This window comes from Sphingobacterium nematocida (assembly GCF_900168125.1).
Taxonomy (GTDB): Bacteria; Bacteroidota; Bacteroidia; order Sphingobacteriales; family Sphingobacteriaceae; genus Sphingobacterium; species Sphingobacterium nematocida.
The window spans coordinates 22,878-35,986 of sequence record NZ_FUZF01000008.1 but is presented as its reverse complement, the minus strand read 5'-3'; the positions used below and the strand labels follow the sequence as shown (position 1 = coordinate 35,986).

At 37.5% G+C, this 13,109-nt stretch carries 7 protein-coding genes; all 7 read right to left on the bottom strand.

Annotated features, from left to right (window positions below):
* Nucleotides 1-4 precede the first annotated feature (4 nt).
* Nucleotides 5-1,486: a RagB/SusD family nutrient uptake outer membrane protein gene (locus B5X76_RS10155; protein ID WP_079643005.1), complete on the bottom strand. Its 1,482-nt coding sequence runs from the start codon at nt 1,484-1,486 to the stop codon at nt 5-7.
* An 11-nt stretch (nt 1,487-1,497) separates the two neighbouring features.
* Nucleotides 1,498-5,202, bottom strand: coding sequence for a SusC/RagA family TonB-linked outer membrane protein (locus tag B5X76_RS10150; RefSeq protein ID WP_217699646.1), 3,705 nt, complete (start codon nt 5,200-5,202; stop codon nt 1,498-1,500).
* A 182-nt stretch (nt 5,203-5,384) separates the two neighbouring features.
* Nucleotides 5,385-6,497 carry a FecR family protein gene (locus B5X76_RS10145; protein WP_176141041.1) on the bottom strand — a complete coding sequence of 371 codons (1,113 nt, stop codon included), beginning with the start codon at nt 6,495-6,497 and terminating at the stop codon, nt 5,385-5,387.
* Between the two features lie 124 nt (nt 6,498-6,621).
* Nucleotides 6,622-7,155: an RNA polymerase sigma-70 factor gene (locus B5X76_RS10140; protein ID WP_079643003.1), complete on the bottom strand. Its 534-nt coding sequence runs from the start codon at nt 7,153-7,155 to the stop codon at nt 6,622-6,624.
* Nucleotides 7,156-7,352: 197 nt separating this feature from the next.
* On the bottom strand, nt 7,353-8,894 hold the full coding sequence (locus tag B5X76_RS10135; protein WP_079643002.1) for a RagB/SusD family nutrient uptake outer membrane protein: 1,542 nt from the start codon (nt 8,892-8,894) through the stop codon (nt 7,353-7,355).
* Between the two features lie 13 nt (nt 8,895-8,907).
* On the bottom strand, nt 8,908-12,126 hold the full coding sequence (locus B5X76_RS10130) for a SusC/RagA family TonB-linked outer membrane protein (RefSeq protein WP_079643001.1): 3,219 nt from the start codon (nt 12,124-12,126) through the stop codon (nt 8,908-8,910).
* Between the two features lie 756 nt (nt 12,127-12,882).
* Complete coding sequence (locus B5X76_RS10125) at nt 12,883-13,071, bottom strand: hypothetical protein (protein ID WP_079643000.1); 189 nt, start codon at nt 13,069-13,071, stop codon at nt 12,883-12,885.
* Nucleotides 13,072-13,109 lie beyond the last annotated feature (38 nt).

Genomic DNA, 13,109 nt, shown 5'->3' with positions numbered 1-13,109 from the left:
TTAATTATCTTGGATTTTGACTTACTCCAGCTAATGAAGCTGAACTCGGTATCTGAAAAACTCTTCTTAGATCATTAGGTTCTAACACATGAGGTGTCTCTTCATTATCCTGATCCAATACAACGTGAGTGACTGGTAAGCGGTGGCGAACTATATCCATCCAACGGATGCCTTCAGTAACAAACGCGGCTTGCTTCATCTTGAGAATTATATATATCAAGGCTTGCTTCGGGTCCGCCGTTTTCGCCGCTGCTTGTGCCTTTTCAATAGTCAAAGTGTGAATAGAAGGATTATAATTATTAACACGATTACTCAACAGGAGATTAATATCCTCTAATGATTTAACATAATTACCAACATGTGCATATCCCTCTGCTCTATTAAATAGAGCTTCATCTGAAGTCAATAGTGGTTGCATTATATACGGAAATCCAATACCAGCTTGAACATTGGTATAGTGAAAATACTCGTTCCACATATATGAGGTATAATGTTGACCACTCGAATAACTTAATCCTTTCGTATATAAAGTTGTACCTTCGAAAAGTGGAGTGGCAAAAAACTCGTTGTACTTTTTCTGTCCATATCCGAATCTTTGATATACTGAACTACTGGTTCGCTGGTACACACTATAAGTTTCTCGAATTAATAGGTTGAAGTCTTTGTCCATCTTAGTCATACCCAACAGATACTCAGCCGAGGTCATTGCTTTTAATGTAGAATTTACCCCCCTTATTTTACCTGTAAAGTTACCATTGGGAAAAACATTATTAGCTGCCGATATGGCCTTCTCAAACTCACCTATGAAAAGATAAAAACGAGAAGCAAATGCGTTAGCTGATGAAAAATTAAAATGATACTTCGGCACTTGCCACACACCTCCCTGTAATAACGGCAACCCCTCTTCTAGATCCTTTTTTATTTTATCATAAGTAATTTTCACTGTTTCTCTATCGTACTGAGCTAAAGCTACCGTCTCTGGCTTATCTGCATACGGTATACCAGCGGAACTGTTAGCTCCCCCTATTTCGTAAGGCTGAGCAAAGAAAAGTGCCAGCATAAAATGACCGTATGCCCTAGCTACCAAGGCCTCCCCTTTATATGGGAGCACCTCAGATCCCATGTCATTCTTTTCAATCGCTTCTAAAGCGTGGTTTGCAGCAGCAATACCAGCATATACCGTATTCCAATATTGCGTAGGGGTATTATTACCATCACCTATTACATCTTCCCACATATAATACTCTGAGAATGGCGAATCATTTTGACCCACCCCAACACCTTTATCTGAGACGTTATCAGATGAGTGTTCAGCCATTGCAAGATAGTTATAAGAAGGGTAGGCACTTCCCACTAACTGGGCAACCTTATCCACGTTATCGATGGTTGTTCGCATGTCCGGACTTTTCTCCAAATACTTTTCGCAAGACGAGAAAGTGCCTCCTAAGCTCACTGCCGCTATATATATTAAATATTTTGTCTTCATAATCTTTAGTATTAAAAACCTACTTTCAATGAAAATGTATACTGCTTCGGTACTGGCATCGCAACTCCTCCATTATTAAAGAACTCGGGATCTGCACCATTAAGTTTCTTATCAGAATATAGCAACGCTATATTATTGCCGACCAATGCTAACTGCATAGAAGACATTTTAAGACGTTCTGTGATGGATTTAGGCAATGTATAAGTGAGCTGCACCTGCTTAAGTCGAATAAAATCGCCTCGTGCTACTCTCTGATCAGAATAATTGTACGCATTATACGGATAATTGGCGTTTACTGTCGTGCCATTAGCTCTTAAAATCCGGTTTAAAGAAGTTGGATCCAGAATAGCAGGAACGTTAGTCAGCTGTTCATCACCCGGCATTAACCATCTATTAACCATATCTTTCGACATGGAAGCCATATCAGAATAGATGGAATAGAAACTAGGTTGTAGCCTAATATAGTTTCCTGCTGCAAAAGTGAACAAAGCTGAAAGTCCGAAATTTTTATATCTGAAATTATTGTAGTATCCACCTGTAAAGGTAGGATCCACGGGACCATGATAAACTAAGTCGTCTATATCTTCGCTTTGCAAATAAATATATGTGTCTTTAACCCCCTCAGTTCCGATATAAGTAGGATATCCATAATTAGGATCTAAACCGTCAAATTTGACAGAAAATAAACCTCTTTGAGAGTATCCTTGCACTGCAGCACCTTCAGCTCTTACCAAAGTCCATATGTTTTGATTGACGTCCAGCCTCGTTACTGTATTTTTATTCACCCCAAAATTAAACTGAGTTCTCCAACTAAAACCCTCCGGGTTTTTGACCGGAGAACCGGCTACAGTTAATTCGAATCCTTTAGAATCCATATCTGCATAGTTGGCTTGCTTTACAAATTGCCCGCCGATTCCTGAAGTACGAATACTGCCAATTAGGTCAAAAATATTTCTTTTATAAAAATCCGCTGTAACATCAATTTTATTGAATAACTGCAAATCTGTACCGATATTCAGTTCATATAGCTTTTCCCAAGTCAATTCAGAATTCCCTAAACTACTTAACATAGTAAGTGTTTCCTTCTCATCTTCATATGGCCTGTATGCTATTCGATTGTAAAATACTGGTGTCGCATTCCGGGCATTACCTAGGCTGGCTACCAACCCATAAGTACCACGGATACTTGCTGCTGTCAAAATATTGTTATCAGCATTAAAGAAACTTTCTTGATCAATATTCCATTTACCAGATACATTCCAAGTTGGTAACCATCTAGCCACATTCGATTCGCCCAGTCGATTTGATCCGTCAATTCTTGTTGTGAAGTTCACGCTATATTTATCTTTATAAGCATATGCACCGCGAAACATCCCCGCAACAAATCTATCCCATTCATACCCCATCCCAAAGTAAGGATCTCCTCCCTCTATCATTTTTTTGAAAAACCGATAGTTGGGATTTACTAACCCTCCATTTTGATATTGATATCCGATCCCTTCATAATCTGAAAATTGACGATCTGTATATCTCATCTCAAATGAACCAAATAGGTTAAGCCTATGGTTTTCTGAAAATTTCTCATCAAATTCTAGGTTAGAACGAAAGTAGTAGTTCTTAAGATTATTCAATGTGGTATTATAAAACCCTCCTTCTGGTAGAACAACCTGTGGTAAAGAGTTTGGCAGATCAGGATCTTTGTACAACAGTATATTGTCATCAGCAATCGTTGCATCTCCAGCTGCTTTATATGCCTGTACCATATTCGATCCCTCTAAAATATAGTGTTGTCTCTCTGTATTAGCATATCGATAAGCAGCATCCAAAGAGGCTGTCAATTGAGGAATTATCTTGTATTTGACACCAGCCTGTACTTTCAAGTCCATATTCAATAAGTTAAGATAATTTGTATTTAACTCATTGATAATATTAAACGGCGCGTAACTTCTAGTAAAATACTCTAAATTACCCATTTCATCGTACGGTGTAATTAATCGTGAAGTATTTAATGCGTATGAATATGGGTTTATATCAAACTCTCTCGAGTATTGCCCAAAAACAGGATCTGACATTCTAGTAAGAGTTCCGGGCGCTCTTTGATCCCGGATAGAGCCATTAACCAACACCTCTGCCGATAATTTCTCACTCATATTAAATGTGTTCCTTAAATTGGCAGTGTATCTTTTTACCTTATCTCCAACTGTTTGACCATTGTCATGAATAAAAGACGTTGAAAGATAAGTTTGAGACTTGGGAGAACCAGATGTCAGACTGATTGAGTGATCTTGCAGTAATGAATTTTTAAACAAAACATTAAACCAATCCGTATTGGCTCTAGCATATCTTTCTAAATAATTCAACTTTGCAGCGGTAGTGTTTTCAAGTCCGAAAGTAACATCATCATTTCCCAGACGATACATTTCATTATACATTTTAGAAAAGATACCTCCTGTAGCACCACGGGATACCGAGCTATGGTTAAAGTATCCTTTATTATCCTGCTCAATCAAAACCGACATTTGCTCTGCAGAATTCATAATATCAAACTGATCATAATTCGGTTTTAGATAAGTCGTATAATTACTCGAGTAATTTAAGTGGGTTTTTCCTTCGGTATTTCGACCTTTCTTAGTGACTACAACTATTACTCCGTTCATTGCGCGAGCTCCATACATCGCAGTGGCAGCGGCATCCTTTAAGATTGTAAATGACTCTATATCATCCGGATTAAGACCAGCGACAGATGAACCAATTAATGTATTCGCATCTCCTGTTGACAACGCTTCATTCGAAATATTAACCAAGTCCTCTAAAATAATACCATCTACCACCCAAAGAGGTTTATTGTCTCCAGATAGTGATGTAGCTCCACGAACACGAATCTTGGGAGCAGCACCAAATGTACCAGATACGTTTTGCACGGAGACCCCTGCTGCTTGCCCTTCCAGCATTCTAGAAATATCTGGAACACCGTTTCGCTCTGCATCTTTCGCATTCACCCGTGTCGTGGCTCCTGTAAATAGCTTTCGATCAACATTCTGATAACCAGTAGCTATAACGTCGACCGCATCTAAGGTGTTATCCTTTGCTTTAAGTCTGATATTTATTAGTTTCCTTCCGCCCACAGCGATTTCTGTGGCGTCGTAACCAATGAAGCGAACTACCAATGTTGCATTTGCGGGGGCATTGATAGTAAACTCACCCTGCGCATTGGTTGACACAGCAGTACTTCCTCCTTTTATAGAAACTGAAGCTCCTGCCAAGGGTTCTCCTTCGATATTAAGAATAGTTCCTTTTACTTGATTCTGCTGGGAATATCCCTTTACCGTTACTGGAGCATTACCTCGTTCTTCTAATGAACTAACAGTTATGGTCTTATCAATAATCTTATAAGCCATTCTGTTATTCTCCAAAAGCTTTGACATAGCATCTGGGAGATTTGTTTCGTCAAGAGTTAAGTTCACTCTTTTAGCCTCTTTTATTAAGGCATCATTATAAAGAAACTTGTAGTTTGTCTGTTTGCTTATTTCCTTAAAAGCGTCTTCCAACTTGGCATTACGCAAGGAAAGGGACACCTTTTGGGCTTTTCCGCTTCCATATGCACAGGTCATAAAAACTAACATTAAGGCTGTTGCTATTTTCATAATCCGGAAAATTACTGGAAAAGGAGTTCCCGATAGGGTATTACGCCCTTTGCCAAATGATAAGTTATTCATACATTTGAGTAATTGAGTTAATGTTAATGGTTAAAATTCTTAGCTTAATGAATCTAAACAGGGGTGCTGCAACACCTCTGTTTTTTCTGAAATGTCCGTATTCAATGGACATCAAGAACTTTCATATCTGTTTGTTATCCAAAGGAATCATGAAAGTTTCATTTTGGTGTACATAATTTAAATCATACGTTTACTATTTTTTTTAAGATTAATAATTTGTTGTTGTCTATTTTAAAATCTAAATCACTTACAAATTCTAACATTTTCAAAACCTCTGTCAAGTTTGCCGATCGGCTAATTTCTCCGGTATAGGTTTGAGATAGCGAAACTCCTTTTGAAAAAGAAACCTCAATGTCGTACCAATTTTGCAGTTGCTTTGCAATATTTACGATATTATCTCCCTTGAAATAAAATGAGTTATTCTTCCAAGCTAGATCTTTTTGTAAATCGGCTTTACGCACATCAATTCTATTCCCCACGATCTCCGCCTTCATTCCTGGCAAAAGGATTTGTTCGAGATCACCCTTGTAAACAAGAACCTTCCCCTCTTCCAATGTGGTAATTGGTCTATCACTGTACGCCGAAACATTAAAATGTGTGCCTAACACCTTTACATTACCTCCATCGGTTTCAACGTAGAAAGGTCTTTCCACATCTTTAGTCACTTGAAAATAAGCTTCACCTTTCAATTTAATCTGTCTTTTATCTTTAGCAAAACGGCTTGGAAAAACTAATTCACTACTGGCATTGACCCATACTTTGGTACCATCGGAAAGGGTCAGATTTAAAAAATTAGCTGCAGGTACAATCAACGTATTCAGGGTTGATTCGCTCGAATTTGCCAGTATTTTTTTCTCTTCCGTAGCAATAGTACCATCCGGAAGCAAAGCTAGATTATCATCGACCTTAACTTCAGTCCCATCCGCAAGAACAATCTTTGCTCCCTTTATCGCAGGAAGCACATCATTTTTATAACGGGTATCTTTACTTTCTACGATCCGTGTCTCCTCCTTATTCTGGCTGAATCGCAAAACAAAAAATGAAATGCTTGCTACCACCGCTAGCATTGCAGCTACACGTGTCCAAAATTGAAATAATTGTTTACGTCGACGTTGTTGTATGACAGCCCATGAACGATCTTCATCAAACGAATTAAAAATGCGCGTATCAACTCCTTCCTTTACTTCGCTTTCCAACTGTCGCAAAAGCTCTAAATTACGAGAGTCTCGCTCTGACCAAACTCGAAGATCATAACCTTCTTCTTCCGTCAATCCTTCGCGAAATTTTTTGCTCACTAATTGAGCTATATATAAAGGGTCTGTTATCATAATTTGTATATAAGAAACGGAGATGGAGAAACGGGGTGACAAAAAATTAACATTTTTTTAACAAAAACATTAATAACTAGAAATGAGATAATTAATTACTGGTAAGAACCAGCAATAATACGAGAAAAAAGTATTGTGGATGGATTTTTTGCCGTAATACGCGAAGCGCACGCTGCTTCTGGGTTTTAATGGTATTGACAGAAATAGCTAAATGATCGGCAATCTCTTGGTTAGAAAGCCCATCTAGGTAACTGAGTTTAAATATATACTGGCAAGAATCGGGTAATCCTTCAACAATACGAGCAACCTCCCCCATAAATTCGGCCCGGATTATTTTATGTTCATAATCTATAGGATCAATCTCATTCAGGGACTGACGCCCAATGTATTTTTGCACAGTCTTACTCTTCCTACTTAAATTGTATACCGCATTACGAATGGTACTGTATAGAAAAGACCGAACGGCCATCGGATCAGAAGAGATTTTGCTTTTATTATTGAGATAAGCTATAAAGGCATCCTGAACCAAATCTTCAGCCACTTCGGTATCCTTCACCATCTCCCAGGCAAAATAGCACAATACCTTGTAATGCTTTTTAAATTCAATTTGGTCCTCGAAATTCATCCGCTCTTCTTTAGGAATATGGTATATCTACTGTCTTAAGTAAATATAAGATATAACTAATAAAATGTCAAATGGAATCTAAGCTATAAGTTATAAGGCACAAAAAGAGTAAATTTCACGCTTCTTAGACTGTATTCAATTATTATTAAAAAATCCCCTCTAAAAATAATAGTAGAGGGGATTTTCTATTTCTTAGATTAATCAATAAGTGTATTGTAATCTGTCTCTCGAGCAGGTGTAACCAACTTCCAACCATTAGCATCAGTTGGTTGTATTGTTGATGCTAATGCCCCTTGGAAGTTTCCTCCATTAGCAAATGACTTTCTAATGATCGGATCACCCCAACGCTTCATATCAAAGAAATCAAAGCCCTCTCCCCACAATTCAATAGCTCTATATTTTTTGATTTCGTCAAACAAAGCCGCTCCAGTAGCTGTGCAATTATAATTTGGATCTCTCCCTGATTTAGCAGTTAAGTCATTTAGTATTCCCTGAACTAAAGACGCATCCTTACCTTGTTTAAATTTAGCTTCGGCCTCAATCAAATACATTTCTGAAGCCCTAAAGTTGTTTAGATGTCCTACACCGGGCAACCCTACGGCATTTATTTTAAATTGCATATATGCAAATGCCACCGCATCTGGCCGTACATCTTTATAAATGTTTCTGACATAGGCTAAAGCCGCTGCATTTCCTTGACCAGTTGTACTATTAAATGTCAGTCCCGTAGAAACTGGATCCAAAAACATATTTTTTCTTATGTCGGAGCTAGGAATTTTTTGATATAACTCTTTGCTTATTGATCTCGGATAAAGACGTACTACAGAAGCGGTAGAGTTATAGGCCATATATGAAAGAAAAGAATAAAAATGTATTGTTTCTTGCTCATTATCATAAACTGACCATATCCATTCTTTATTCGGTGTAGAAAATCCGGCTTTGTATTCAGTAGCTGACATTAGTGGATACTTCGCTCTTGCTAACGCAGCATATTTCTCCGCATTGGGATAATCTTCACGATTTAGTGCCGCTCTTGCATATATTGCATAAGCAACATCCTTGTTAACTTCATAGTTATTGGCTGCAGCCCGATCTAATCCAGAGGATTCATACAGGCCAACAGCAGTATTCAAGTCGTTATAAATAAGCTCATAAGCTTGTCCCAATGTAGACAAAGGCATATCTTCCAATCCATCAACCGTCCGTAACACCACTGCATTTGTTGCTCCATTATTAGATGAAGACCATCTATCACCGTACAACTGCGCCAACATCATATAACAATACGCCCGAAAAGTGAGTGCCTGAGCTTTTATCTTTTGCTTTTCTTTCTCATCTCCTGGCACAGCATCAATTTGACTAATTATGGTATTTGCATTTCCAATAATAGTATAATAATAGTACCAAGGATAATATGTATAGGTACTCAGGGGATTAGCTACGTATTCCAAATTTATAACACTACTCCATCCCGTCATAGGAACCACACAATGGTTACCGGCATAATTGCCATACCACATCTTTATTGTTCCCTCTCCATTAAAACCCTGGCTTTCCAAATATTGCCTTTTCATCAATCTAGACAATCCATTTACAGCCATTTTGGCGTTGTCAACAGTTTCAAAAACTGTATTGGGGGAAACTTCTGCCGTTGGAAACTTCTCTAAGTATTCTTTTTTACATCCAACACCTAGGAATGTCACGGCAAGCAGAACACCTAATTTATATATATTTTTCATCGCTTTTTTTTATTTATAAACCTATATTAACTCCCAATGAATATGTTCTGAATGGCACAAATCTATTATCGCTTGTTCCTCCAAACGACTGTTGTGGACTATAGCCTTTTAAAGCTGTAAACGTAGCTAGATTTTCTACAGTTAGCATTAAGCTTGCCCGACGCATATTAACACGATCCAGTATTGCACTTGGAAGTCTGTATCCTAAGGCAATATTTTTAATGCTCAAATAAGAACTACTCATCAAAAAACGTGTCGAGATGTTATTATTGTTATAGGCACTATTTGTAAAGTTAATTTGTGGTATTGCATCTGGGTTGATACGATTTGCAGAGGTTTCGGTCATGCCAACAGGAGCCTCTTTCCAAGATTTTGCAACATCTGCATGAACTGCTGAAGGCGTACTACCAAGCCCCATTAAACTCACATAAGAATAATCTAAGCCCTTTCCTCCAACTGAATACGTAAATAATGCTGACAAACTAAAATCTTTATAATCTAATGCCGTTGAAAAACTGCCCATTAACTTTGGTATTGCAGAGCCACTATATTCTCTTTTCGCATAAGCAGCGTTTCTCGTATACATAGTTCCATTAACTTCCTGCTGGAACGGAGACCAGGCGCCAGCTTTGTTGGTCGGATCGTATTTTTCGGTGTCCGCACGATAAAGCGCTTGTCCAGTCATCATATCAACACCTGCATACTGGTACAAATAAAAATCATACACCGAGTGGCCTTCTTTATAATTAAATGGAGATGCAAGTAAGCCGGCTTCCTTATATTGAGCAGGCATTTCTACAATCTTATTCTTAAAGAATGAAGCATTTGTTCCGATATTCCATCTTAAATCTGATGTTTTAATGGCATCTACATCAAAAGTAAACTCGAAACCTTTATTAACTAGTTGTCCTAAATTTCGCTTCACTCGAGCCGCACCTACTAAGTTATCCACCGAACCAACGGACAAAGGCAGATTAACATTGAAAATCAAATCGTTTGAGGTTTTATTGAAATATTCAACAACAAAATTCATTCTATTCCATAAGCGACCTTCTAAAGCCAAAGACGTAGATTTATTTCCTTCCCATCTTAAATCCAAGTTTTCAATATTACTTTTATATAATGCGGCTTGATTATTATTTTGCCCCATCGCATACAAGCTCATAAAATCATATTCACCTAGACTAGCTAAATTTCCTACAACACCTGTTGCGGCTCTTAGTTTCAACGCATTTACCCAAGCCGCATTCTGCATAAAGTTCTCTTTGGAAATCATCCAGGTAGCACCCAAAGACCAAAAATTGTCCCATCTATGATCTGGAGATACCTGAGAAGAACCATCCCTACGAAAAGACCCCTCGACAAAATATTTCTCATCGTAATTATATCTGGCTCTACCTAAGTAAGATTCTGATGACCGCTCAACCTGATAATCAGTCAAGTTTGTGATTTGTGTAAAATTTACAAGTTCGTGTTTCCCAGCAAAATTTTGATTTGCTTTGAAACCATATAAGTAATTATACCAATTACTATAATTCTCATGGCCAACAAATAAATCAATGTTGTGATGCGTAGCAAAGGTATTGGCGTAGGTCAATTGTTGTGCAAATGTATAATTCTTATAATTATAAATTGTTCTAATACCTCTTCCTTTATTTCCAACTCCATCTCCAATAAGTGCATTTTGATATTCTTTTCTTAGCGAATTTCGAACATTAATGTCACCTAAAACTTTAAAATCGAAGTTTTTCAAAAACTTTATATTTACAAAAGCCTGTGAATTCAATGTATTTCTTAACATCGCATCCAGATTGAGCTCATTCTCCCAAATCATATGCCGACCGACATTTTGATTACGAGACGTTTCTCCGTTATCATAAATCCTTTGCCCATCACTGTCAAGAACATAATTTCCAGTAACTGCATCATGAAGATAGACTGGATATATAGGGGCAACTTCCCGCGCATAATTCCAAGGGTTTGTAAAACCTCCCCCCTCTGAAGTGTTATTACTGTTTTGATGGCTGGCATTTGCAGATAATCCGGCGCTAATCCATGATTTAGGAGTAATGGTAGCACTTAATCGTCCTGATAACCGATCAAAATCAGATGTTTTAATATACCCCTCTTCATTCAGGTAGCCGACCGAAAAGAGATAATTCCCTTTCTCATTTCCACCTCTTCCACTAAGATTATAATCTTGTCTATAACCTTTTCGTTCAATATACTTGAACCAGTTCAAATCTTCTCCGTACGTACCTTTGATCGTAGCTTCAGGAAGCAAATTACCATTTCCGTCGAAAAGCTTATCATCGGGCAAGTTGAATATATTCAATTTAAGAACGGTTGGAACAAGATTTTTCGTAGCTTCTGCATTCGCTTGCTCCAGCGTGAGTTTATTGTTGGGTGCCCACATGTACTGATTTCTAAAACCTTGCCAAGCGGCCTCCATAAATTGCTTCGCATCCAACTTGTCGTATTCAGGAATACCTCTAGTGAACAATCCTTGATTTACAACCAAAGATAAATCCGAACTTCCAGATGAACCTCTCTTAGTTGTAATAACAATCACTCCATTGGCACCACGATTTCCGTATAAAGTAGCAGAAGTAGCATCTTTCAATACTGAAATCGACTCAATATCAGCGGGATTAATATCGCTGATATTTCCTTCGAAAACGACTCCATCTAAGATATAGGCAGGAGCAGAACTACCTGTAACCGAACCAAACCCACGGATACGAATATTAGGAGACGCCCCAGGCTGACCATTAGAATTATTGACCATGACACCTGGCGCAAGTCCTTCCAGTACAGCGGTAGCTGAACTAACAGGTCTTTTCTCAATATCCTTTGATGAAATACTCGCTACAGCCCCTACTATAGCTTCCTTGTTTTGTTTACCGTAGGCTGTAACGACAACTTCTTCTAATCCAACATTTGATTCGATCAATTTTACGTTGATCGTATTAGCATCACCTACTGTCAACGCTCTATCAGCATAACCAATCAAACGAAATGTAATCGTACTTCCTTTTTCCGATTGGATTATATAGTTCCCATAGTTATCCGTTTGAGTAGCTACAGTACTCTTTTGGGAAATAACAGTTACTCCTGAAAGAGCGACCCCACTTTCATCGGTAACCTTTCCGCTCACTTGTCGACTTTGGCCAGTAGCCACTCCAATCAGACAAGTCAGCACAAAAAATAAACTGAGTAATTTTTGTTTCATGTGTTTATTGTGTTTAGTTAAAAATTGTTTAAAAATAGATTAGAATAACCTGAGAACTTCCCATGATATCTCCAGGCCGGATCTAATAACAGACGCAGGTAAAACGTTTTATCAAAAATGATAAATCATGGGAGAAGCCAGCGATACAAATCGCCATACTTAAAGTATTCTAAAAATTAATACGAAGTTGACTTTGTAGGTCAATTTGTATCCGACGTAAAAAAATGATCTAAACGTGGAGAAAGGAAAATAAACTGAGTAAATTTTGTTTCATGTGTTTGTGTGTTTAGTTTTTAAAATTGTTTGTTGTTAGCAGTTGTTCTATCGTAACAACGATATTACTATGCAAACATATAAAAAAAAACAATATTTTACACTTTTTAACATATTTTTTTACAAAAACAACTTTACACAAAAAATAATACGGAAATCAATAATACAATGTAACATTCACCAATACATTAGCAATAAAAAACACCCGCGATCTCACATTGCTATTCTATAATAACAGGAACCAAACTTAATTGGGAGCAATTTAGTTGTAAAATATTTAGCTTATTGATTAATCTATTGACACCGGAAATAAGTATAAAAATCCCCCGATATACAATGTACATCGGGGGAATGGTATTTAGTAAAAATCTAATTTTTCAATGTTAGCTGCTTCACAACTCCGACGCATATGCCCCAAATCTACCTGCTGCAACAGTATAAGATCCGTTAATACGTATTTTGCATTACATGGATTAACGTAATTTACTGCTGCCGAATCAACAGAGGCTGCCCCCAAGGTTGTTTCGCAACACTAAGAGACTTATCCCCAGGACTTACAACAACTTTAATGTTATTATAACCTGTTATCTGATAAACAATCTCAAAAGTCGTCTCATCTATTTTCTTGACATCGGCCCCAAGAATTATAAGGTATAAAAAAATAAATGACAAATAATCATATAGTTCTAAAATTAGTTACAAATAATGCA

Excerpts from the sequence above, each read along its gene's own strand:
- B5X76_RS10155 (WP_079643005.1), bottom strand. The coding sequence starts at position 1,486 with ATGAAGACAAAATATTTAATATATATAGCGGCAGTGAGCTTAGGAGGC.
- B5X76_RS10150 (WP_217699646.1), bottom strand. The coding sequence starts at position 5,202 with ATGAATAACTTATCATTTGGCAAAGGGCGTAATACCCTATCGGGAACT.
- B5X76_RS10140 (WP_079643003.1), bottom strand. The coding sequence starts at position 7,155 with ATGAATTTCGAGGACCAAATTGAATTTAAAAAGCATTACAAGGTATTG.
- B5X76_RS10135 (WP_079643002.1), bottom strand. The coding sequence starts at position 8,894 with ATGAAAAATATATATAAATTAGGTGTTCTGCTTGCCGTGACATTCCTA.
- B5X76_RS10130 (WP_079643001.1), bottom strand. The coding sequence starts at position 12,126 with ATGAAACAAAAATTACTCAGTTTATTTTTTGTGCTGACTTGTCTGATT.